The organism is Methanosarcina sp. 1.H.T.1A.1 (genome assembly GCF_000979295.1).
GTDB lineage: Archaea > Halobacteriota > Methanosarcinia > Methanosarcinales > Methanosarcinaceae > Methanosarcina.
This window is the reverse complement of the sequence record NZ_JJQY01000125.1, coordinates 1-23,435: the sequence shown is the minus strand read 5'-3', so window position 1 is coordinate 23,435 and position 23,435 is coordinate 1. Positions and strand designations below refer to the sequence as shown.

The window sequence follows — 23,435 nt, the reverse complement described above, 5'->3', positions numbered from 1 at the left end:
CTACAACCGCCTGCTCAGGCAAAAGTCACTGATCCCGTAAATAAAAGTCATTGGTCTCGTATAACTATAGAGAAGGTCTTGATTCCATGAAAGTTTCCAGCCAGACACCCGAGCCATTATCCGGAAAAAAGTTCGAAACAATACACGATGCACGGTACTGGGACAGCCCCCAGTTTAAACTGATTTCCGATTTTGAGCCCAGGGGCTCTCAGCCAGAAGCTATCAGGCAGCTTGTAGAGGGGCTGGAGAAGAAAGAAAGATGTCAGACCCTGCTCGGGGTAACCGGATCCGGAAAGACCTATACGGTTGCAAATGTCATAAACCAGGTCAGAAAACCGACTCTTGTTATTGCCCATAACAAGACCCTGGCTGCCCAGCTATATAATGAGTTCAGGGAGTTCTTCCCTGAAAACCGCGTTGAGTACTTTGTCTCATATTATGACTATTACCAGCCTGAATCCTATCTTCCTGCCAAAGACCAGTACATTGAGAAAGACGCGCAGATAAACCCGAAGATTGAACAGATGCGCCTTGCAGCCACAGCTTCCCTGATGTCGCGCCAGGACGTGATTGTGGTGGCGTCGGTATCCTGCATCTACGGGCTTGGAAACCCTGAGAACTTCCAGAAGATGGGGTTTGAATTAAAGGTTGGAGATAAGGTCCAGAGAAAGGAAATCCTTGAGAAACTTATCGATATCCAGTTTGAAAGAAACGATCTGGAACTCATGCCCGGGCGCTTTCGAGTAAAAGGGGACACCATTGATATCATTCCCGGTTACTTCGATGACATTATCCGGGTCGAGCTCTTCGGGGACGAGGTAGACCGTATTTCCGAACTGGACAAGCAGACAGGGCAGCGAAAAGAAGAGATGGACTACTTCTTCGTCTACCCTGCCAGGCATTATGTTATCCCTGAAGAGGAGCAGAAAAGCGCAATCCAGTCCATCCTTGAAGAGCTTGAGGAGCGCCTGCCTGACCTCGGGCTGCTCGAGTCCCACCGGCTGAAGCAGCGCACGCTCTATGACATGGAAATGATTGAAGAAACAGGCAGTTGCAAGGGAATTGAGAACTACTCAAGGCACTTTGACCACAGGCAGCCCGGAGAACAGCCTTTCTGCCTGATTGACTATTTCCCTGAAGATTTCCTCCTGGTCATTGACGAGAGCCACCAGACCATTCCCCAGCTGCACGGGATGTATAATGGAGACCGCTCGCGGAAAAAGAGCCTTATTGATTACGGCTTCAGGCTACCCAGTGCATTTGACAACAGGCCCCTGAAGTTTGACGAATTTGAAAAATACATGAAAAACGTGGTCTTCGTCTCGGCAACCCCTGCAGACTACGAGCGGGAGCAGTCCGCCCGGATCGTGGAACAGATTATCCGCCCGACCGGCCTCGTTGACCCTGAGGTTGAGGTACGCCCCCTTGAGGGCCAGGTCAGGGATGTTATGCAGGAGATCCGGAAAATAGTGGACAGGGGAGACCGCGCCCTCGTGACCACCCTTACCAAAAAGCTCGCAGAAGAACTGACCGAATTCCTTGCCAGAAACGAGATCAAAGCCCGCTACCTGCACTCCGATATCAAGACCATCGAAAGGACAGAAATCATCCGTGAACTACGCCTTGGCAAATTCGATGTCCTTGTCGGGATCAACCTGCTCAGGGAGGGGCTTGACATCCCGGAAGTGGGCTTCATCGGTATCCTGGACGCAGATAAGGAAGGCTTCCTCCGAGACTCAAAGAGCCTAATCCAGATCATAGGCCGCGCAGCCCGGAACTCCAGTTCAAAGGTTGTCCTCTACGCCGACAGGATGACCGATTCCATCAAAAAAGCAGTGAGCGAGACCGAACGCCGCCGCGCAATGCAGATAGCCTACAACGAAGAACACGGCATAGTCCCGACAACCATCCGAAAACCCATACGAGAAAAAGTAGTGGATATTACCGACACAAAACATATCCCGAAGACCGATATCCCCAACGTAATCATCGAACTGGATACGGAGATGAGAGAAGCTGCTGACAGGCTGGACTTCGAGCGCGCAATCCAGCTCAGAGAAATCATAAAGAGACTGGAAAAAGAGATAAAAACGGTGTGAAGGTGAGAATCGATTTAGAAAGCAAAACTTTTTTACATAAGTTTTTCATTTTTTACAGTTCTTTTCTTCCTATTACCTTACATTAATATATTCATTGATATATTCATCGGCATTGATATTTCATCAGATCCTGATCTTCATTCCCCGTCATCGTCAGATTCATCGTCTTCGTGCTCTTCTCTTTCGTCTCTTTCCGAATATCCTGTTTCCTCTGTCTTTCTGATTTCTTCCCTTTCCTTTTCTGCTTTCATGAGCTCTCTTTCGGCTTCAACTCCCAATTCCATCTCTTGTGACTTTTTTGCACTATATTTTGCATAGGCAAACATGGCTATAAATACTATAATTGAAGCAAGTAAAAAAATGAGTATCATGTTCAGTGTGGGTTCGATGTTCATTCCAGATCAACATTAATAAGTTGGTGAGAGTTCTATCTGTCAGTTTCTGAAAAAAGGAAGAAAATCTTCTTCCTGAAAGCTTATTTTAATAATATCCTCCATACCTTTCATTAATTTTCCTGGCAGTATTGTAGGCATCATACAGGTTGTAGATCCAGAACAGCGGATAGAGGATGTAACCGATTAAAACTATTGCTCGGAAGCCGAAAAGAAATGCAAGAATGATAAAGACAATCCCAATAGAGGCAAGAATGAAAAAGATAATCCCTTTCATGATCTGCCCGTTATAAATCTGCCCGAGGCCCGGGATGAAGAATGACAGTACTGCAGCAATACCGGGGTTTTTCCCTGGTTGAGACATTTTTATGCTCCCTTCCCTGTTTTTGATTGTTTTTTTCCGGGTAATATTATTTTCACCGGGTAATATTTTCACCGGGTAATATTTTCACCGGGTAATATTTTCACCGATTGATAGAGCCTATTTTTCGAACTCAGGCAAATATTCGTCATATAATCCGGATTAAATTAAAATCAAACTTGATTATTTGTCAAACTGACTAAACATAATAAGCTACATAGAAGCGGTAAGCAACCTTAACTTCGTCCATTTCCCTGGATGCCGGTTCAAAATCCAACTGGTCAGTTTTGTAAACTTTTTCTCCGAAGTCTTTGAATGTGACCTCACATTTTGTATTTTCGGGAAGCTGAGCCTCAAAACTATCGCATTTTCTGCAGATTTCATGAATAAGAGATTCTGTTTCTCCGGGACTGAAGGTTTTTTTGTTTTCAGGCCTGTAATTTACTTCAACCGTCAGTTCTTCTTTGCTGAGCAGATCTGCCCAGAAACCAGAGAGTTCTGCTCCTTCTATCCTGTAGTCCTGCAGTTCGAAACTCCTTGTTATCGTGTTCTTTATCTTACCTTCTTCCATATATTTAGTTTAGAAAGTGGGTATATATAAACTATTTCAATAAACAACAGAGATACATTAAGAAAATAAGGGTATACAAAAGGGGAACTGACAAAATGAGATTTAGTCCATGAGGCTGAAATTCCGGCTGAACCTTCCAGTTGAATTGTTTTATTTTGGAGTACTGGGACTGTCATTCGTGAAAACGCGCCCATGAAAATGAGGTATAAATGCTGACAATAGCCCTGAAGTTTCGGGTGACTTAAACAAAAGAGCTCTTTTGACCCGGGTTACAAAAAAGTGAAATTAAGAGTGAGTTTGGTCAAACTCAACTCGTCTGGCCCTCTTAATCAGATCTTCTTAAGCATGAGAGACATTATGCCCGGCTTTGAAGGTTTCATTGTCTGGGGCATAAACATATCCATGCCGCCAGCAGACCCGAACATTTCCTCGTTGACCCGTTTGGTTATTTCATCGAATATCATCTTATAGGCAACGCAGTGCGGATCGACACCTTTTATTTCCCCGTCCGTGGGTACTATGGCATTGTAAGGGCATCCGCCTCTGCAGTACTTGATATGGGCGCATTTGCCGCATTCCGTGTCCACGTACTCCTTATATTGGTGCATGAGCTTCCAGGCATCGGACTGGGCGAGGTCTGCCATTGTCGGATGGTCATAAACATTTCCCATGACATACTCAGGCATGCCTACGAAGCGGTAGCAAGGGTAAATCGCTCCGTCAGGGCCCACTGCAAAGGTATCTCCCATGCAGTCCACGAAGGTGCAGACAGTGCCTCTGCCTGTGAACACACACTTGCACAGGTGGTCAATGTTCATGACCTCAATCCTGCCCACGTTTTCCAGATATTTGTCCAGAAGGTAAATTAAGAGTTCCCCATACTCTTCAGGATCAAGTGCCCATTTCTCGGGGTTGTCATCCTTCAAAGATGGCAGGCAGGCGTGAAGTTTAAGTGTTAAACCTTTTTCCAGGTAAAAATTGAAAATATCCTCCCTGAACTTTACGGAATGGGAGGTAAAAGTAGTGATGAATCTCACCAGCAGCCCATGAGCCCTGGCAATCTCATAGCCTCTCAGGGTCTTTTCATAGTATCCTTTTCCCCTCTGCAGGTCGTTAAGCTCCTGAGGACCGTCCAGACTGGAACCGATTGGAATATTGTATTTGGCAAGAATTTCGGCTATTTCCGGGGTAAGCTTCCAGAGGTTTGTCTGTATGGCAAAAGCAATTCTCCTGGAACTCAAGCCTTCAGCCAGCAAGGGTAAGGCTTCCCGGTAAAAGTCCGCTCCTGCCAGGAGAGGCTCTCCACCATGGAAGGTAAAAGTAACCGAATCCCCCCTGAAGCCCTTAAGCCATTCAACCACTTCTTTAATGGTTTCTATACTCATTATAGGGGATTTTTCCTCGGAACTCCAGCAATAACTACAATTCGCAGGACAACCCAGGGTAGGGATTAGCATCACATGAAAAGGCATATTAAAGCACCTTTTTTATAAGCTTCTTTAAATTATTAGTAGTTTTCTAAAAGTTGTCCTTTCAGGAAATCAGTTGTTAAAGAATTCTTCAAATAATTTTATTCTTCATTAAAAGTTTTCTCTCTGCTAACTTCTCTCTGCTAACAGATAAGTAAATTTGATGAAACTTCAATTGTAGTTCTAATTTTAGTTTCCTATACATTTAGATAGATTATTAATCAGTTAATTGAATCAAATCTCTTAAAGGGTTCTCAAACCCACTCCGGAAATATCCTTAATCGTTGAATCTTAAGTTTCAGTACTTAATATGTGATAGATTCTAAAATACGTTCTAAAAGAGCGTTTGGTGACTGACGACAGATCGTTTAAAGCTTGAACCTCCGGATTTAGAGGAGGATCAACTGAGGGGAATAGAATGGCTAAATTTGAAGTTTATCCGGATGAATCCGGAGAATACCGTTTCAGATTGAGAGCAAGAAACGGGCAGATTATCGCTGTAAGCCAGGGCTACAAAAGCAAGGAAGGTTGCGTGAGGGGAATCCAGTCCGTAAAAGCAAATGCTCCGACTGCACGGATAGTTTTTCTTGAAGAGGAACCTGATATAAAAAAAGGAGTTGGAGTTTCAGTTTAATCTCTCGAGTTCGATTCCTTCAAACCGGCATTTTGTGATTTTTCCTTCATGAAAAGCATAGAGAAAAACTTTGAAAAGGGCATAAAGCCTGAAATAATAAGAAAGCAGGACAGGAGAGCAAAAGCCACTGATATATACCAATCTCTTATCATCCCGGATAGAATTGTCAAGGAACCTTACAATCCCATCAAAGCTCTCCCTTTCAAGGGTGCTTCCTCTGGGCAGGCGGGGACCGAGCACAACCACATCTTCTTCCATGCCGTCCGGACTCGTTGTACCCTCTACGAAACCATAATTAAAGATAGTAGGCAGGGGAGAAATGAAAGCTCTTTCATAGCCTTTTTCTGTTTTTCGGTATTTCGAAAAACTGTATTTGGGAGTTTCTATAAATATTTTCATATCAAATTTTCCTGCGTGTGTTCAGGATCAGCTTTAATCTCTTTTTCGCTTTTTTCTTTTCTCAGGCTTTGTTTCTTTTTGTAGCTTTCGCAATTTCAATCCTTCTGTTACTCTGTATGATTTGTACTGGCTCAACAGAGAAAATCGAAACTGAAGCGTACTGAAAAAGCAGAGAGTGAAAGTCAAATAATAAATATCTACAAAGATGAAATTGTCTACAAAGATGAAATTATCTACAAAGATGAAATTATCTACAAAGATGAAATTATCTACAAAGATGAAATGCCTGTATAAGTGCCTGTATAAGTGCCTGAATAAGTGTCTGAATAAGTGTCTGAATAAATGCCTGAATAAATGCCTGAATAATTAAGTTTCCTATTAAGTGTCCTGATAAAGAACCTGAAATGATGAAAGGTCTGCAATTTTACCAGACAGAGGTGTCCTGAGATGAGTTTTCGAGATAGAGTGACCCTGCGAGATGCGATGAGAGGAATAGTTGAAGAACCCCTGCTTCCCTTAGTCCCAAAGCGCTTTGATTATGTAGGGGATATTGCAGTAATTTCTATCCCAAAGGAACTTGGGGCTTACAGGGACTCTATTGTCTCAAAGATTCTTTCGATGAGAGGCAATACCCGGGCTATACTCAACAAGGTCAGCAAGCTTGAAGGGGAACACAGGGTAGCCCAATTTGAACTTATCTCCGGAGAATCTGCAGAAACCCTTCACAGGGAAAACGGCTGCACATACAGAATGGATGTAAGAAAGGTTTTTTTCAATCCCAGACTTTTCTGGGAAAGGGCACGTGTGGCCTCAAAAGTTCTTCCGGGAGAATCTGTTCTGATCCCTTTTGCAGGTGTGGGCCCCTTTGTGCTCCCTTCTGCAAGAAAAGGAGCAGTTGTCTGTGCAATCGAAATAAATCCTGACGCCTGTGCCTGCCTGAAAGAAAATGTCCGGTTGAACCGACTTGAAAGGCAGGTGACCGTAATCCAGGGAGATGCTGAATCTATTCTTCGTAATCCCGGCTCTTTAAACCCTGATATCAAGCCCGGAAATGAAGTTGAGACCGAACCCGAAAATACAGTTGAAACCGAAAGTGCAGTTTTTCCTTCTGTAATTGCCGACTTCGAATCCGGGAAAATTAAAGGATTCCAGATTTCGGAGAATGGGTTTGACAGAGCAATTGTGCCAACTCCTTACGGCAGGGATCATTTTCTTTGTAAGGTTTCAGGACTTGTAAGAAAAGGAGGGAACATCCATTTTTACACTTTCAAAAAGGATTCTCAGATCCCTGGATTAATTGAAAAGTACGGAAAAATAGGGTTCGAGGTTGAATATTACAGGCGCTGCGGAAACGTTGCCCCGGGCGTCAGCAGGTGGGTTTTTGACCTGCTTAAAAAATAGCCGCGTAAAACTGTAACCGGCCTGCCCCCGGATAAGAAAGGAAATTATCTCGATCCCGGAAACCGTTTTTTAGTCCAATCTTTATAGAATGCCTCCGCCAGCCTGTCTGGCGGCCCTGCAAAAAAGAAGCAAGAAGACAGAAGAAAAAGAGATTAAAAAATGATATGTAAAAAAGTATTTTTCAGATAGAATTTAATTCTGCTCCTTTTGGTATACTTACAGGTTTTTTTGTTGCTTTCCCGTGCTGGTTTTTTGATTTTTTGTTGATCTCTTAGAGGCTTCCCCGGTCATTTCTACCTGTTAGTTTCTTACAGTGTTCTCAGGAGTTTTCACTTTCTGGTTCTTATTTTCACTTCTTTTTTGTCTGAAAGCCGCTCTCCTGCGTCGAGCGTGACAGGGACGACCCAGTACGGCGAATAAGGTTGTATGGGTCAAAGAAATCGTAATTTAGTTCGCTTGAGCAAAGCTTTCAGTATTTAATTCGTCTTTTCAGCGGTTTTTTCAACCTTTAAACTTAGCTTTTCAGTCCTCAAGCCCGAGATGTTTCATAATATGGTGGTAGTGCTCAGGAGACAGCCGGGAATAAAAGGCTCTTGTGACAACTTCACTTAGGGACGGGTGGATGTCCATACTGCGGATAATTGGCTCTGCACTTCTCGATGCCGTGTACATGAGAGGAATTATCTGGTGGATCAGGACCGAAGCATGGGGGCCTATAATATGGGCGCCCAGAATTTTTTCTTCCTGCCCGTCCAGAATCACTTTTACGAAATAATCCCTGGCTTCCATAGCAGCTCCCTTTGCCGTATCTTCAAAGAGTTTAAAGCCTATCACGACCCTGTCTTCCCCGTACTCCTTAATAGCTTCCTGTTCTGACATCCCTACGCCTGCAATTTCAGGGTAGGAGAAAACTGCGTGCGGTACGGCATGGTAATCTGCCTTTACTTTTTCTTTCATGATTGCATTGAGGTAAACTATTCCGGACTCATAGTTTCCTACATGCTTGAGCAGATATTTTCCGTTTGCGTCCCCGAAAGCCCAGATATTTGGCTGGGAGGTTTCAAGATACTCGTCAACTAAAATCCAGCCCTGGGAATCGGTCTTGATTCCTGCCCTTTCGGGTTGGAGGATATCAGTATTCGGGACTCTGCCTGTTGCCACCAGGATTTCGTCTACAGTAACTTTTGTCTCCTCTCCCGAGTTTCTTTCCTTTGCAACAACGGTTTTCTGCCCGTTACTTTCTTTTCTGACCTCTATGGCTTCGTGGTTTGTAAGGATCCGCATATATTCCGACATCTTTATCCTGGCAAGTTCGGAGATTTCTGGCTCTTCCTGGGGAAGAAAATGCGAATTTCTCCCTATAACCGTGACTTCTGCCCCCATGGCTGAAAAGAAGTGCCCGTACTCGGCTCCTATGTAACTTCCCCCGAGAATGGCAAGACTTTTCGGGCATTCATTGAGTCCAAGTACAGTGTCGCTTGTAAGGTAGCCGGTTTCTTCAAGCCCTTTAACAGGCGGGATTGCAGGCCTTGAGCCCGTACACAGGAAGATCATCTCAGAGTGAAGGGTTTCTTCTCCAACCCTGAGGGTATACGGGGATATAAATTCGGCAGCTTCGGGATAATAGTCAAGGTAAGTACTCTCAGTTAGCCCTTGCCTGATCATCTCGATGTCTTCCCCTATATTCCTGCGCATCCTCTCCATGATCATGCGAAAGTCAATATCTTTTATCTCGAGCTTAATGCCGAAAAGCGGAGCTGTCTCAAGTTCCCTGACAAGCTCTGCAGGGTAGAGCAGAAGCTTTGAAGGGATGCACCCTCTGGTCAGGCAGATCCCCCCGGGTTCGTCCTTATCTATAACAGCTATTTTTAGCTCCGGATTCGAATCGATAATTGAGTTCACATAATTCATTCCGGAACCCGTGCCTATCACAATCAGGTCATAATTTTTCATTATTTTCCCCTCACAGCAAGCATAAAATTAGATCTCAACCAGTTACTGGATTTGTTAACTGGATTTGTTAACTGCAATAATTATCTGTCTGTTTTGCTAATTACACTTATCCTTAAATAAAATGATTCTTATAGCAAAAGAAGACCGAAAACCACTCAAACAAATTCTCAAAAAAGACTGTCTCCCGGATCGCAGGTGTCTGTCTTTCTGAGATATAAAATTAGTAGCAGGTGTCTGTGGAGTAAAGTTTCTTACAAAAAAGTTACTTTGCTCTTTGAATACCCTCCAGAGCTGGCGTGAAAACCTTTCCGAGCGTAAGTAATAAGATACATAAATATTTTTAAATCTTATTTCATTTTAAACAATTGTTTGAAGGAAAAACAACTATCTTTTTATAAAGAAAAACCTATTTTATGTAGCTTCTCAGGAAGAATAAAAAACAAAAGATGTCTTAGAATGAACAGAGCTACCCCCCTCCTCGAAAATGGGAGTTCCTATCACGGAATTCCTGTGATGCACATCTTATATCTCCTGCTTATTCTGATAGCTCCTTTTGCAGGGGTAGATCTCCTCCTCCTTCTTTCTCTTGTCCTTTTTCTGGGACTGAGGTTTTCTGGAAAGTTTCTTTCCTGCAGCAGAGATGCAGTCAGCCTTTCTTTTTCCCTTACACTGATGCTGCTTGTTTCTGCAGTTTCTAAAGACCTTCCGTACACATTCCCATTTTATATAGTCCTTGCCGCCTTTGCAGTTGCAGCAGTAGGAAACCACAGCTCTTTTTTTTCGGAAAGAGGCTTTACGGCGGATTTAGATTCCAGAAAGAGCAGGATGAAGAAGAGAGGTTTTTCACTGCTATGGAGTTCGATATTTCTTGCACTCAGGATTACTGCGGCGTTTCTTGCAGCAAGCTGGATTGTCTACTGGCAGGGACTTCCGATCTCGTATAACTTTGTTTTTTTCATAGCTGTTATTGGAGCAGTTACGGGTTCTCTTTTTGAGTCCATTCCTTCAAAGATAGACAGTAATATCCCTGTGACTCTGGGGGCAGGGATGACGATGTGGATTTTTGAGGAGTTCAGGTACTGGGTCCCTCCTGAGAAAATGCTTGTAGCCCTTGCCTTCTCCCTTTTCCTCGGTGCACTGGCGTACCGGGCGAAAATTGCCGACGTTTCTGCCCTCCTCAGTGCTGCCCTTCTTGGAGTCCTGATAATTGTTTTCAGCGGACTTCCGTGGTTTTTGCTTCTGCTTACTTTTTTCATTCTGGGAGGCGGGTTTACCAGATACAAGTACGCATACAAGGAATCAATCGGGATTGCTCAGGCAAAAGACGGAATCAGGAGCTATGAAAACGTATTCTCGAACAGTACCGCAGCCCTTGTCCTGGCAGTAGCATATGGTGTTTTCCAGGAACATAGCCTTCCGATTATTTATGCCTACATGGGAACTGTTGCAACCGCTACAGGCGATACTCTGGCAAGTGAAATCGGGACCACGGCAAAAGGAAGACCCAGAATGATCACAACTCTCAAGCTTTCGGAACCCGGAGCTGATGGGGCTGTTTCCTCGCTGGGGGAACTTGCCGCAATTTTTGGTTCTGCAGTCATAGGCGTGCTCGGTTATGTTCTAGGGATATCTGACGACCTTCTGCTTTCAGTCCTTATTACAACTGCAGGAGGCTTTATCGGAACAAATGTGGACAGCTTTCTCGGGGCTACTCTTCAGAAAAGGGGTCTGCTCTCAAACAGTGGGGTAAACTTTGTTGCGACCTTTATGGGAGCAGGGATTTCAGCCGGAATATATCTTCTGGTATCAGGTATATGAGTAAAGGGATGTTTAATATATGATATATATCCACAATACTCGATATATATTGTAGATATTATAATTTACCATGTAAATTCCACTGAGCTCTGGCTTTTGTTCAGGGTTTGAATTTTTAATTTTTTTGTAAAATGTGTTTATACTTCCGAAAAGACATCCATTTATATCTTTAAGAATATCTTCTTACTCGGGTAGGGTTACTGCAGTTTCCTTTAATGCAATTTCTGAGTAAGATTGTATGTCTATTTAAGCTCTCAGGTAAATAAACTAATATAAACTCTCATCAGCTTTCGATTTCGGTCTTTTCAGATACATTGCAGGATACAATACGAAACAGAACTCCTGTCTCTCAGTAATCCATCTTTCTTCAGACTTTATTGTTTTCCAATGAAGATAGACAGAAATCTCGCATTTTAAATATACAGGAAGGTAGCCAGATGACAGAACCAGAACCCAAAGGAAAAAAGATTTTGCTTGTTATTGCTCAGGAGCAGTTCAGGGATGAAGAATGCTTTGTTCCAAAGCAGATATTTGAAGCTGCAGGGGCAAAGGTTACGGTCGCAGCCGAGTTTACTGAAACTGCAAAAGGAGCACTGGGAGGTACGATTAAGCCTGATATCAAGATCTCAGAAGCCAGAATTGATGATTATGATGCAATCGTAATTTCCGGAGGGCCAGGCTCAAGAAAGTACCTCTGGAACAATCAGTACCTGCATGAACTCGTAAAGGAAGCTGATTCCCTTAAAAAGGTAGTTTCTGCGATCTGCGTCTCGCCCGTGATTCTGGCAAGAGCAGGGGTCCTGAAGGGGAAGGAAAGTACGGTTTTTAAGAGCCCGGATACTGTACACGAACTTAAGGAGCATGGGGCTGTCTACCAGGACAGGGAAGTTGTAGTTTCGGGCAGGGTAGTGACAGGGCGAGACCCAAAAAGTGCGGAAGCCTTTGGAAAAGCCGTCCTTAAAGCTCTGAAAAAAGCATAATACCTCTGAAAATTGAACTCTAACAATTAGAAGCCAAATCTACGGATTGAAAATTATTCGGTAGCAAAGCTGGTGCCCTGTTATGAATGCAGAACTTGAAGCTATACTGTCTTATCATCAGGCTAGCAAGCATGGCTTTAAAGCCTATGCTCCCGGTCCTCAACTCCTTGAAATGTCAATCAAGCCAGACCCTTTTCTTAACTACAAAGGAGCTCCGGTTTTAAAGCTCGACACCTGGAGTGGAGAAGATATAAAGTCCGAACTTTTTCCTGCATATGAACAGGCATTTTCTCCGGAGAAACTGGAACCCTCGGGGCTGAACCGGAACAGCATTTCTCAGCTTTTTTTTGACAGCTTTGCTCTTTCAGTATGGAAAAAAGCAGAAAGCACAAGATGGGCTCTCCGCATTAATCCTTCAAGCGGAAACCTTCACCCAACAGAGGTTTACCTTATTTCCGGGCCGGTTTCGAAGCTTCTGGAAAAACCGGCTGTCTGCCATTACGCTCCTTTGCCGCATGCGCTTGAGTTAAGAACTGAATTTTCCCGGGAGACCTGGGAAAAGCTGAGTTCCGGCTTTCCGGAAGGTACATTTTTCATAGGGCTTACTTCAATTTACTGGCGGGTTGCCTGGAAATACGGCATCCGGGCTTTCAGGTATGCAAACCATGATCTCGGACATGCTATTGCTGCCCTTACTTTTGCTGCAGCAGGACTTGGCTGGAGAACAAGCCTTCTTATGGATACGGGTTCTGAGGACATAGCAAAACTTCTGGGCGTTTCCGGAAGGAAGGGCCCTGAAAAAGAAGAGCCTGCCTGTCTGCTTGCAGTTTATCCTGCAGGAAAGGAATGTCCATCGGGTAAGGTCTCTTCATCTGCACTTTCTGATTTTGAAAATCTTTCCTGGAATGGTATCCCTAATCGCTTGAGTCCTGCGCATGTAGAATGGGCTGATATTGAAAAGGCTGCTTCAGTAACCAGAAAGAAAGGAACTCCCCATGCCGATGAAAAAAAGCCGGAGCTTAAGCCTGAAAAGCGAGATGCAGGTTTATCCGGGACAATTTCTGGCTACGGAATCCCTTCAGGCCTGGATACGGTCCCTCTGCGTAGCGTGATTCACAGGAGAAGAAGTGCTCTGGAAATGAATAACAGTGCTTACATGGACAAAGACATTTTCTACGGCATACTGCGAAGAACCCTTCCCGATAAAAACCCGGTTTTCGATACGCTTGCTTTCGGACCCTTTGCACACCTGCTCCTTTTTGTAAACAGGGTGAAGGGACTTCGTGAAGGTCTTTATATATTTCTGCGAAAACCCGGAGAAAAGGAGAAATTTAAAACCGCCTTCAGGTCGGATTTTCTGTGGGAAAGACCTGAAAGCTGTCCTCATGATCTTGAATTTTACCTGCTTGTGGAAGAGGAACTGCATCATTTTGCAGCCCAGCTTTCATGTGCGCAGAGAAAGGCAGAAGATGCCTGTTTTACTGCCTGCATGCTTTCAGAGTTCGAAGAGCCTCTGAAAACATCCGGCTCATGGATGTACCCTTACCTTTTCTGGGAGTGTGGAATCCTGGGACAGCTCCTTTACCTTGAAGCAGAGGCCCGCGGTTTCAGGGGCTGCGGGATAGGGTGTTTTTTCGATGACCCTTTGCACGAAACCCTGGGGCTTAAAGGGCTTGAGTACCAGGATCTCTACCACTTTGCAGTAGGTTCGCCTCTTCAGGAAATAGGGGTTTTGACCTTCCCTGCATATAAAGAGTAACTAAGAAGTAAACTTTGCTTCTTTTTGCCCTTTCCTCTTTTTGTTCTATGATTTTCTGTTCCTTCCTTCTTTGTTCTATGATTTTTTTGCTCTTTACTTCTTTTTGTTCTTTACTTCTTTCTTTGTTCCAGGTTTTCTTTTCTTTTATCTTTCCTGAAAGTTGCCCTTCTGACAAATCCCGGCTGCCTTTCAGGAGGTACCTCACATCCTGAGCCCACATCGCATTCGACCACAATTCCGCGGAGCAGTCGGCCCAGAATATCCGACCCTGTTACGATACGTTTTTCCTCGCCCCAGTAAAGAATAAGGTCCTGGTCAATTACATCATCTTCCGGGTACTGCGGATATACCTTGAACTGCCGGATTACTTTCTCAAGCCTGGTTTTCGGAGACTTTACCACTACAGGGAAATGGCAGTAAGAAAGCGGAATAAAAGGCCCTTTCTTATATACTGCATCCCTCAGGAAGCCGTCCGCATCCAGCACCATTACAGGCTCATCTGCCAGGTTGGCGATGATCACCCATTTTTTTCCGGATGCTTCTATTTTCTGCAGGAAGGGGTCAGAAGGTTCTCTGTTGAATGAAGGGAAAACAGGGCGGTTATTTTCCACAGGAAGAGAGATAATGCTTCTCTGGTCTATTATAGAGCCTTCGTCAGAAATGTTGACATCATCTATGGAAAGAAAGTTCAGGGCTCCTATCCCTTCAAAAGTGCCTATATCGGTCTTTCCTGACTCGATATGTTTTTCGAGCATAATCCTCATTGCCTGCTCCCTGAACAAATCAAGTTTTTCCCTGCCCAGCCACCAGTCAAGGATAAGCGCTGTCGGTTTTGCAACCGGATAGAGCAGCATCTGGTAAAAGCGGACAAGAGGAGTCAGCTTTGCCCCAAGCTCAAGCGCATTCCTGGAAAAATAAGCCTGGGGCGCAATCTCTCCAAAACAGGTAATACCAAAGGTCGAGAAGAGAAAAGCTGAGGTTCCTGCCATTACGGAATCTGTAAGCAGAGCAATAAGTACATTTATGCCTACGTTCCCCCAGAGCATAGTCGTAAGCAGGAAATTGGAGTCACGCCGGACCTGCAGGATTTTTATTGCATTTTTATTATCTGCTTCGGCTTCAATCTCAAGCCTCAGCCTTCCAAGACCGAAAATACCGATCGTCAGCCCTGAAAAAATCGCAGACTGTGTCAGGCAAAGTGCAATTAGTATCCAGGTAATGATTTCATTCATTTTATGTCCATAACCTCTAAAATATCTGTATAAGTCCAGTCGAATCCTTAATCAGTTAATCTCTTATAAACTTAATCTCACCACATCGGGCTTAATCTCGTCCCTGTGGCTGTTTGTAAATTAACTTTATTTTATTTTATTTGATTTTATTTTATTTTAAGTTAATTTTATTTTAAGTTAATTTTAATTTAATTTAATTTAATTTAATTATATTTTATTTATTAGGATGAATACTGATTTTATGAGTTATCTGTTATTTGTTCTAATGCTTTGTTGGTTTACTATTCCTCTGCTGGAAAAGCTTTTATCCTGCCATTAAGTTAAATTTACCCTGATGATATAACTTAATTTGCTTCATCTCATTTTGACCGGCTATTCTGCCAGGTCAGTTATTAAGCCCCTGTTTTGTCAGCCAGGACTTGAAATTGACGAGGATTTCTTTTTCGGTTTAAAATCAGTGCCCTCGAGCTTGCTGAATAACCGGTTGAATTGTATAATATTTAAAAACAAGCAGATCATACTAAGATTCCTGATCAGTCAACTGTGACAAAAAATATTATGAGGAGAGCATTACTGCTTAATACCACATTCTGTGCACAAACCCTTTGCAATCTTCCGGACTCTCCAGATAGAAGATTACGACCCTTCTTATCAGTGATAAACATGGTAAAAGAAACAAAAAAAACCAGATCATCTGCTAAAGTTCCGGAAATTCGCCATACTACCGATACTCCTGAAGCTGCCACAGAAAAACGAATTGTACTCACTATTGCGATACTTGCCGGATTTATCACTCCTTTTGACGGTTCGGCAGTAAATATTGCCCTGCCTACACTGGGGGCAGAATTTCATATGAACGCGATTGCTCTCTCCTGGGTTGCGACCGCATACCTTCTATCTTCAGCCGTGTTTCTTGTCCCGTTCGGAAAAATCGCAGATATTTACGGACGGAAAAAGGTTTTCCTCTACGGCATTTCTATCTTCAGCCTTGCGTCCCTGGCAATGACCATGGTCCCTTCGACAGAAATACTGATCGGTATCCGGGTTATCCAGGGGCTTGGAAGTGCTATGATCTTCGGGACAGGAGTTGCCATCGTTACCTCCGTCTTCCCCCCGGGTGAACGTGGTAAGGCTCTCGGGATCTATATCACTGCAGTTTACCTCGGGCTCTCCCTTGGACCTTTCCTTGGAGGTTTAATGACACAATATCTGGGCTGGAGGAGTATTTTCTTCGTAAACGTCCCTATAGGCATCATGGCGGTTATCCTCATCCTCTGGAAGCTCAAAGGGGAATGGGCCGAGTGCAGGGGGGAGAAGTTCGACCTTACAGGGTCTGTTATCTATGGGGCAGCGGTCGTTGCTGTTATGTACGGGTTCTCAACTCTTCCGGACTTTAAAGGAGTTGCCTTCATAGCTGCGGGAATTCTCGGGGTTATCGGCTTTGCTCTTTATGAAATGAGAATATCTTCCCCTGTTCTTGACATCAGGCTCCTGACAAAAAACAGGATTTTTGCCCTTTCGAACCTTGCCGCGCTTATCAATTACAGTGCAACTTTTGCAGTGACTTTTCTCTTAAGCCTGGACCTGCAGTACACAAAAGGCTTCACGCCTGAGCACGCAGGTTTTATCCTGATAGCGCAGCCAGTTGTCCAGGCCATGGTTTCCCCAATGGCCGGCCGGCTCTCTGACAGGATTGAGCCGCGGATCGTTGCATCGGCGGGAATGGCTCTCACTTCAATTGGGCTCTTCTTCCTCATTTTCCTTACAGAAACGACACCTCTCTGGCACCTGGTCCTCACCCTTCTCATACTCGGTGCAGGGTTCGGGCTCTTCTCTTCCCCGAACACGAATGCAATTATGAGTTCGGTTGATAAGAGGTTCTACGGTGTCGCATCCGGGATGAACGGGACTATGCGGCTCCTCGGCCAGATGCTCTCGATGGGTATCGCGATGATGATCTTTGCGGTTGTAATCGGCCCTGTGGAGATCACACCCGAATATCACTCCCAGTTCGTTTCGAGCCTGCATTATGCGTTTATCCTGTTTACGATCTTCTGCACTATCGGGGTATTCGCGTCTCTGGTAAGAGGAAAAACCAGTTCGGTTGTTCGCACAGGCATACCTGAAGCGGGTAAAAATAGTGCGGTGAAAAAATAACTTTCTTGAGGTTCCATTTCGAGTAATCTGGCGTATCCCGAGGACGTGCAGCCGTGGAGAAGTATATCTCAATTTTATATACTTTATCTGACATTTTCTGATAAGGAGTTTATAGAATCTACTATCTAGAATCTACTATCTGGTGGATTTTTAATTTACTGCCAGAAGTCCAGAGCAACAATCTGTCTTGAGTAAAACGCTATAGATATACAGCTAACTTAATTATTGCAGGGGGTTTATTTAGTGGATCTTTTTAGCCGGAATAGAGAGAAAGGAAACCATGTTTCCGGAATTGACAGGGGTAAGGTCGTAATGTACGGGCTGAGCACCTGTGTATGGTGTAAAAAAACGAAGAAACTGCTCACCGATCTGGGAGTGGATTTTGAGTATATTTATGTGGACAGGTTGGAAGGAGAGGAAGAAAACAACGCTGTTGAGATAGTCAGACGTTTTAATCCTTCAATCTCTTTCCCAACAACTATTATAAATGACGAAAAGGCAATTGTGGGTTTTAAAGAAAAACAAATCCGTGAAGTCCTTGGCTTTTGAGGGGGAGTTGGGTTGAAAGAAGAGAAAACTGCCGAAGAAGGCATATCCGAAGAGAAAGTGGACACAGTATATAAGCGGTTGAAGCAGGAGGCTGAGAAATCAGGCTACCACCTGAACCCTGATGTCGAGTTCACAAAAGACCTTGTGCGGGGGCTGCTGGTCAATGAGGAGCGTTACGGCTACTGGGGCTGTCCATGCAGACTGGCTTCCGGAAATAAAGAGGAAGACCTGGATATTATCTGTCCCTGCTACTACAGAGATCCTGATCTAAACGATTATGGAGCCTGTTACTGTGCACTCTATGTTTCGGACGAGGCCATTAGAGGAGAAAGAGAAATAGAATCTATCCCGGAAAGGCGCCCTTCCCGCGAGGAAAGAGAAGCTGAAAGAGCCGAGGAAGCTGAAAGAACGGAGATGATGGAAACTATGGAATTCTCAGGGAAACTTTCAAAGCCAGTATGGAGATGTAAGGTTTGCGGATATCTCAGTGCCATGGACGAACCTCCAGGGGTCTGTCCTATCTGTAAGGCGAAAAAGGAAAGATTTGAACGGTTTATGTAATTTTTTCATGTAATTTTTTCATGTAATTTTTCCTTTTTTGTATCCTCTTCAAATTTCAATTTCAAAAACTATGTCAAACCTGCTGCAGGTACTTCTTTTCTTAATATGTTAGGACTTACGTGGTTGAACTGAGAAATCAATACCGTTAAGCCTGTAGCGGTCTAAAATATAAAGTTAAACCACAAAGGCTATTGTTAGTGATTTTGCGCCTTAAGTGAGTAATATAAGTTTCTCTTTTGTACTTTGTTAATAAATATAATTTGTTTCTTCGTGACTCCATAAAAAGTTTACTTATTTGGAGGCGTTAAGCTATGGAATCGAATACTCAGGGCTTTAGCAAATACGGTTTTATTGAGGTTAAAGCTGATTTCGAAAGCCCCTATACTTCGTCTCACGCGTATAAATTGTTTATAAGCAACTTGCTGAAACTAGAGGTTTATCGAAATGCTCTTAAAAGAAACTCCCTTCATTTTATTTATATTGGCCTTATTTCCGTTACTTATTAATGATAAGGAAAATTGATTCTACTTAATTTATTTACGTGCCACTTATCTACATATACATGTTACTTATTAATGATAAGGAAAATTGATTCTGCTTAATTTATTTACATACCAGTTATCTAAATATATATTCATGTATAAGTAATATTTAGACAAATTAATCTAAAAATAGTTATATATAACCAAAATAATTTAGAAAATAAAATGTTGTGAGTATCACACATATATTCACATTTTTTAATTTTTTTTACATATTAGTTTCCACAGTAAAACTGGGAAACCAGTAGCATAAGACCTCAAAACATATAAATAATCATATATAAAGAGGGAATATCTATTATCAAATCAAAGGCAGATTACGATTTATATATTGAAGCAGACAAATTAGCTTTAGGGAAAAATTACAACAGGCCTAAATTAATTGGTGATGATATATGGAAATTTCAGAGATTATTAAGAAAGGCTGAGTATTATAATAACTGTAAAAAATCTTTAATTCATAAGCTATATTTCAAATATATACTTTTTAGATTGCATATAAAGAGTATCCATCTCGGCTATAGTATTCCAATAAATGTTTTTGGTCCTGGATTATGCATAGCCCATAGAGGAACTATCGTTGTAAATAAAGATGCCAGAGTTGGAGAGAATTGCAGAATACATGCCTGTACTAATATAGGATCTGGCAGAGGTAGCGTTCTTTTGGCGCCAAAAATAGGAGATGATGTATACATCGGCCCAGGTGCCAAAATCTTTGGAAACATTGAAATTGCTGATAATATTGCAATTGGGGCAAATTCTGTAGTAAACAAATCATTTTATGAAAAAGGGATTTCAATCGCAGGAGTTCCTGCTAAAAAAATAAATAATAAAGGATCCGAAGGAATGGTAATTTCAGCTACAGAAATTCTTTCAGTCCCTAATCCACAGGAAGCTGTAGATCGCATCACTGTAATTGAGTAAGTAAAATGATAACTATTCAAACTGAGAAAAGCAGCCTCAATAAATTTGCCATAGCCATCTTTCTTAAGATTCGATTGGCAAATTCCTCTAATTTTAATTTTTAAAATTAATGGTTATTGATTGTGTTTTTTTAGAGTTAGATGAATTAGCAGTTACATATCTTTTAGAACCAAATTACGGGCCATCTTACGGATCATCTTACGGATCATTTTACGGATCATCTTCTTCTTTTGAACTTTCGGATTCTTTTCTGAGCCACGTATTTTTTCTTTTTCTGATTCTTTTTCTGATTCTGTTTCTGATTCTTTTTCTGATTCTTTTTCTGATTCTTTTTTTGATTCTGTGATTTAGATCTTTTTAACTGCTCTACAATTTATTCAGATCTGAACAATACTTTTATCCATTATAATAATACATTAATAAATGGGGGATAATATTTATGGAAACAATGGACGCGATTTTCACCAGAAGAAGCATCCGGAAATACCTGCCAGAGCCGGTCAGCAGGGATATAATTGAGAACATTTTGAAAGCCGGCATGAGTGCACCGTCAGCAGGGGATGAACAACCCTGGCATTTCATTATAATTGACAGGCGTGATCTGCTTGAAAAAATCTCGGAAATGCACCCTTATGCAAAGATGTTAAAGGACGCTCCGGCTGCATTACTGATCTGCGCAGACCAGAATGTTCCGAAATTCAAGGATTTCTGGGTTCAGGACTGTTCGGCTGCAAGCGAAAACATGTTACTGGCTGCCCATGACCTGGGGCTGGGAGCGGTCTGGATAGGGGTTTACCCGGCTGAAAAACTTGTCACCGGAATCCGGGGATTACTTAACATTCCTGAGCATATAACCCCGTTTTCGGCAATCGCAATTGGCTATCCGGCAGAAGAAAAACCCGGAAGGTCCAGGTACGAAGCCTCAAGAATTCATGACAATTCCTGGTAAAGCCTCCCTGAATACAGGTTCGGGAAAAGATTGGAGAACTGATTGGAGGCTTTTTCGTCCTATTTTTAATCTTTAAGTGCCTTTTAATTTTCTAAGGGATTTTCATACATATTCATCGTATTAAGTGGGAATATACCAGCAAGTGGGAATATACTAACAAGTGGGAATATACCAGCCAGAATATCCTGGTATTCGTCCGGAGCAGTTAACCGGAAAGACTCAATGATACCAAAGAAGGTGATTCTATGGAAAAGAAGCTGGCATCACTACTTATTTTATTTATGATACTTTTTGCTGCACTGCCTTTTTCGGCAGGAGCTGTTGATGAAGAGAGCTTGCTTACATATACGAGCTCAGGAAACGTTTTCGGTGGAGGAGATGACCTTCAGATCGATCAGGATATCCCGGGAGATCTGGTACTTGGAGGGTCCAGGCTTGAGATAAACGGAAACGTTATAGATGATTTCATCGGCGCCGGCGGAGAACTAATTGTTAACGGAGATGTTTCAGGAAACATCATAGCAGCCGGAGGCTCGATTCGGGTAAATGGAAATGTTGGCGGAGACCTGGTAGTAGCCGGAGGTCAGATTTTTCTCTCGAAGGACAGCACAGTTGAAGGTGATATCCTGCTGGCCGGAGGGGGGGTGACTCTTAACGGGATCGTCAATGGAAACGGGTCAGTCTCTGCCGGGACCCTCCAGACAGGAGAGGACTTTGAGCTTAAAGGGAACCTTGAACTTGAAGCCGAAAATTACCCTTCTGACCTTGAAAATAAGGTAGGGGGAAACCTGAGTATCACACCCGTAACCAGAGAACAAGACCAGTATGCAGGTGAAGTTGAAGGTTTCAGCATCTTTTTCTTCATTATAGGGCTGCTGGCAGCTCTTGCTCTGGGCTTTATCCTTATCTATACCTTCCCGGATTTTGTAACCGGACTTGCGGAAATTGTAAGGGATTCAGCGTTGAAAGCCGGACTGCTGGGCTTTTTGCTCCTGGTCTTCATTCCGGTCCTCTCCTTTATCCTGCTAATTACAATTTTCGGGTGGAGTCTTTCGATCTTGCTGATGCTGCTCCTGACCCTCGCAACCCTTATTGCTACAGTACCGGTCAAACTGCTCGCAGGGGAGATGATTTACACCAAGGTCTTCAAAAAAGAAGCCGGGAAAATGATATATTACCTCACCGGAGCAGTTGTATTTGCAATAGTGTATGAAATTCCCTACCTTGGCGGGCTCGTACAGTTTATTGCACTGCTGATAGGGCTGGGGGTACTCGGAATCTGGCTTGCGAAGAAGGCAAAGCCTGAAAGTTAAGCGGCTGACCTCTCAAGTAATCTATTTTCCGCGAGTTTAAAGAAGTTCAGGGAAGAACTTCTTCCCTGTATTTTTCAATTCCGAGCCTGTCAAGGAGTTCTCCAAATCTCTCTCCGTCAAGGCCTTCTTTCCGGTAATACTCAAAGGTTTTTTCAAGGATTGAGAATAGCTGCGTCTCATCCGCAAGCTCAAGAAGCTTTGTCCCTTGCCTGGGCTGGCGTCCTGCTTTACCCCCAACAAAGATCGTGCATCCGGTTTTTTCTGCCCTCAGGGCATCTTTCCGGCAGGCTGCAATGCAGGCTCCGCAGAGGATGCACTTTTCTGTATCTATACGGGCTTTATCTTCCAGGACTTTTATTGCTCCCACCTTACACGCCTTTTCACAGCGCTTGCAGCCGGCACAATTTTCTTTGAGGATTTCAGGTTTTACCGTGCCCATGACCCCAAAATCATTTTCCTGAGGCCTCATACAGGCTGAAGGACAGCCTGTTACTGCAATCTTGAGCTTTTTAGGGACAGCTTCCCCGAAGTATTTTTCATCGATCCGGCATGCCAGGTTCTGGCAGTCGATCAACCCGTTTCTGCAGACCCTATCTCCCTGGCAGGCGACCACGGCTCTTACTCTCTTTCCGGCAGAGCCTCCTGAAATGCCCTGCTTTTCCAGCTCATAGCTTGCTTCTTCCGCAGCTTCGAGTTTGACAAAAGGAATCTCAATCTGCTGCCTTGAGGTTATGTGAACATAACCAGACCCATATTTCTCAGCTGCATCCGCAATTTCCCGCAGTTTTTCGGCGTCCAGATTCCCACTCACAACTTTCAGCCGCATTGAAAACATATTTTCCTGCCTCTGGGGCAGAAAGCCTTTACTTTTGAGTGAAGCTAAATCAACTTTTTTTTCGTTCATACAGGTCACTTCATCGTGTGTGGTCGCGGCCGACATATATAAAACTTGTGTAATAACGGAAAATCTACTATCTCCGCTTTTCAGATGAACGAAAAAACATTAAACTGAACGAGTACCATGTAAAGCCCTGTCCCTGCAAAGATGCTGAGCATAGCGTTTCGTTTCCAGAAGTGCAGCCCTGCAACAACCCCTATCGTAAACAGTTCAGGAATCCCGTATGGAGCTGCAAGCCACTGCACATCTTTCAGGCAGTAAATGACCAGCAGCAGGAGAATCATCGGAGGCAGGTTTTTTTCAATAGTTGAAAGTATTGCTGGCGGTTCCCTTGAGCCAAAACACAGGAACGGAAGAGCCCTTGTAGCAAAGGTTGCAAGGGCTATTACCACAATGGTTCCGAGCATTTGCAGAGTATCTGTCTCTTATACACATCTGACGCTGCCGACGAATAGAGAGGTGTAGATCTCGGTG

At 43.4% G+C, this 23,435-nt stretch carries 22 protein-coding genes; 13 read left to right on the top strand and 9 right to left on the bottom strand.

Features of this window, described 5'->3' with window-relative positions; all coding sequences use genetic code 11:
• Positions 1–86: 86 nt before the first annotated feature.
• Positions 87–2,099, top strand: coding sequence for an excinuclease ABC subunit UvrB (gene uvrB, locus EO95_RS12655; RefSeq protein WP_048135121.1), 2,013 nt, complete (start codon positions 87–89; stop codon positions 2,097–2,099).
• Between the two features lie 137 nt (positions 2,100–2,236).
• Here uvrB and EO95_RS12650 read toward each other — a convergent pair whose 3' ends face one another.
• The 4 genes from EO95_RS12650 to EO95_RS12635 all read right to left on the bottom strand — a co-directional run bounded on the left by EO95_RS12650 (position 2,237) and on the right by EO95_RS12635 (position 4,880).
• Complete coding sequence (locus EO95_RS12650) at positions 2,237–2,494, bottom strand: hypothetical protein (RefSeq protein WP_156164055.1); 258 nt, start codon at positions 2,492–2,494, stop codon at positions 2,237–2,239.
• An 85-nt stretch (positions 2,495–2,579) separates the two neighbouring features.
• Positions 2,580–2,855: a DUF5683 domain-containing protein gene (locus EO95_RS12645; protein WP_048135122.1), complete on the bottom strand. Its 276-nt coding sequence runs from the start codon at positions 2,853–2,855 to the stop codon at positions 2,580–2,582.
• Between the two features lie 196 nt (positions 2,856–3,051).
• Positions 3,052–3,423 (bottom strand): hypothetical protein, encoded by a 372-nt coding sequence (locus EO95_RS12640; RefSeq protein WP_048135118.1) that lies wholly within the window; start codon positions 3,421–3,423, stop codon positions 3,052–3,054.
• Between the two features lie 329 nt (positions 3,424–3,752).
• The gene (locus EO95_RS12635) at positions 3,753–4,880 is read right to left on the bottom strand and encodes a TIGR04083 family peptide-modifying radical SAM enzyme (protein WP_235283005.1); all 1,128 of its coding nucleotides are present in this window, start codon (positions 4,878–4,880) and stop codon (positions 3,753–3,755) included.
• A 430-nt stretch (positions 4,881–5,310) separates the two neighbouring features.
• On the opposite strand from EO95_RS12635, the gene EO95_RS12630 reads away from it, so the two are divergent.
• Positions 5,311–5,526 carry a YegP family protein gene (locus tag EO95_RS12630; RefSeq protein ID WP_048135114.1) on the top strand — a complete coding sequence of 72 codons (216 nt, stop codon included), beginning with the start codon at positions 5,311–5,313 and terminating at the stop codon, positions 5,524–5,526.
• Here EO95_RS12630 and EO95_RS12625 read toward each other — a convergent pair.
• A complete protein-coding gene (locus EO95_RS12625) occupies positions 5,518–5,925 on the bottom strand; it encodes an inorganic diphosphatase (protein WP_048135112.1) in 408 nt (135 codons plus the stop codon). The genes EO95_RS12630 and EO95_RS12625 overlap by 9 nt on opposite strands.
• Positions 5,926–6,051: 126 nt before the next feature.
• Between EO95_RS12625 and EO95_RS18780 the strand changes: the two genes are divergently transcribed.
• Both EO95_RS18780 and EO95_RS12620 read left to right on the top strand, forming a co-directional pair.
• The gene (locus EO95_RS18780) at positions 6,052–6,219 is read left to right on the top strand and encodes a hypothetical protein (protein WP_156164056.1); all 168 of its coding nucleotides are present in this window, start codon (positions 6,052–6,054) and stop codon (positions 6,217–6,219) included.
• Between the two features lie 153 nt (positions 6,220–6,372).
• Positions 6,373–7,326, top strand: coding sequence for a class I SAM-dependent methyltransferase family protein (locus EO95_RS12620; RefSeq protein ID WP_048135111.1), 954 nt, complete (start codon positions 6,373–6,375; stop codon positions 7,324–7,326).
• Between the two features lie 522 nt (positions 7,327–7,848).
• On the opposite strand, the gene EO95_RS12615 is transcribed toward EO95_RS12620, so the two are convergent.
• Positions 7,849–9,279 (bottom strand): dihydrolipoyl dehydrogenase, encoded by a 1,431-nt coding sequence (locus EO95_RS12615; protein ID WP_048135109.1) that lies wholly within the window; start codon positions 9,277–9,279, stop codon positions 7,849–7,851.
• Between the two features lie 456 nt (positions 9,280–9,735).
• Here EO95_RS12615 and EO95_RS12610 point away from each other — a divergent pair, with 456 nt between their 5' ends.
• The 3 genes from EO95_RS12610 to EO95_RS12600 all read left to right on the top strand — a co-directional run bounded on the left by EO95_RS12610 (position 9,736) and on the right by EO95_RS12600 (position 13,836).
• Complete coding sequence (locus tag EO95_RS12610; protein ID WP_048135107.1) at positions 9,736–11,097, top strand: TIGR00297 family protein; 1,362 nt, start codon at positions 9,736–9,738, stop codon at positions 11,095–11,097.
• 437 nt (positions 11,098–11,534) lie between these two features.
• Complete coding sequence (locus EO95_RS12605; protein WP_048135105.1) at positions 11,535–12,077, top strand: DJ-1/PfpI family protein; 543 nt, start codon at positions 11,535–11,537, stop codon at positions 12,075–12,077.
• 82 nt (positions 12,078–12,159) lie between these two features.
• Entirely contained in the window at positions 12,160–13,836 is a 1,677-nt protein-coding gene (locus tag EO95_RS12600) for a nitroreductase family protein (RefSeq protein ID WP_048135104.1), read from the top strand.
• Between the two features lie 110 nt (positions 13,837–13,946).
• Here the strand turns inward: EO95_RS12600 and EO95_RS12595 are convergent, their stop codons facing one another.
• Positions 13,947–15,068, bottom strand: coding sequence for a DUF21 domain-containing protein (locus EO95_RS12595; protein WP_048135103.1), 1,122 nt, complete (start codon positions 15,066–15,068; stop codon positions 13,947–13,949).
• Between the two features lie 663 nt (positions 15,069–15,731).
• Between EO95_RS12595 and EO95_RS12590 the strand changes: the two genes are divergently transcribed.
• From EO95_RS12590 to EO95_RS12565, 6 genes are all read left to right on the top strand, one after another.
• Entirely contained in the window at positions 15,732–17,225 is a 1,494-nt protein-coding gene (locus tag EO95_RS12590) for an MFS transporter (protein WP_048135102.1), read from the top strand.
• A 243-nt stretch (positions 17,226–17,468) separates the two neighbouring features.
• On the top strand, positions 17,469–17,774 hold the full coding sequence (locus EO95_RS12585; RefSeq protein ID WP_048135100.1) for a glutaredoxin family protein: 306 nt from the start codon (positions 17,469–17,471) through the stop codon (positions 17,772–17,774).
• A 12-nt stretch (positions 17,775–17,786) separates the two neighbouring features.
• Entirely contained in the window at positions 17,787–18,335 is a 549-nt protein-coding gene (locus EO95_RS12580) for a ferredoxin-thioredoxin reductase catalytic domain-containing protein (RefSeq protein ID WP_048135098.1), read from the top strand.
• Positions 18,336–19,369: 1,034 nt separating this feature from the next.
• Positions 19,370–19,801, top strand: coding sequence for a serine O-acetyltransferase (locus tag EO95_RS12575; RefSeq protein ID WP_235283004.1), 432 nt, complete (start codon positions 19,370–19,372; stop codon positions 19,799–19,801).
• Positions 19,802–20,240: 439 nt separating this feature from the next.
• The gene (locus EO95_RS12570; protein WP_048135094.1) at positions 20,241–20,750 is read left to right on the top strand and encodes a nitroreductase family protein; all 510 of its coding nucleotides are present in this window, start codon (positions 20,241–20,243) and stop codon (positions 20,748–20,750) included.
• A 245-nt stretch (positions 20,751–20,995) separates the two neighbouring features.
• Complete coding sequence (locus EO95_RS12565; protein WP_048135092.1) at positions 20,996–22,063, top strand: hypothetical protein; 1,068 nt, start codon at positions 20,996–20,998, stop codon at positions 22,061–22,063.
• A 46-nt stretch (positions 22,064–22,109) separates the two neighbouring features.
• Here the strand turns inward: EO95_RS12565 and EO95_RS12560 are convergent, their stop codons facing one another.
• Positions 22,110–22,967: a 4Fe-4S binding protein gene (locus EO95_RS12560; protein WP_048135091.1), complete on the bottom strand. Its 858-nt coding sequence runs from the start codon at positions 22,965–22,967 to the stop codon at positions 22,110–22,112.
• An 80-nt stretch (positions 22,968–23,047) separates the two neighbouring features.
• Positions 23,048–23,368, bottom strand: coding sequence for a branched-chain amino acid transporter permease (locus EO95_RS12555; RefSeq protein ID WP_048135089.1), 321 nt, complete (start codon positions 23,366–23,368; stop codon positions 23,048–23,050).
• Between the last annotated feature and the right edge of the window lie 67 nt (positions 23,369–23,435).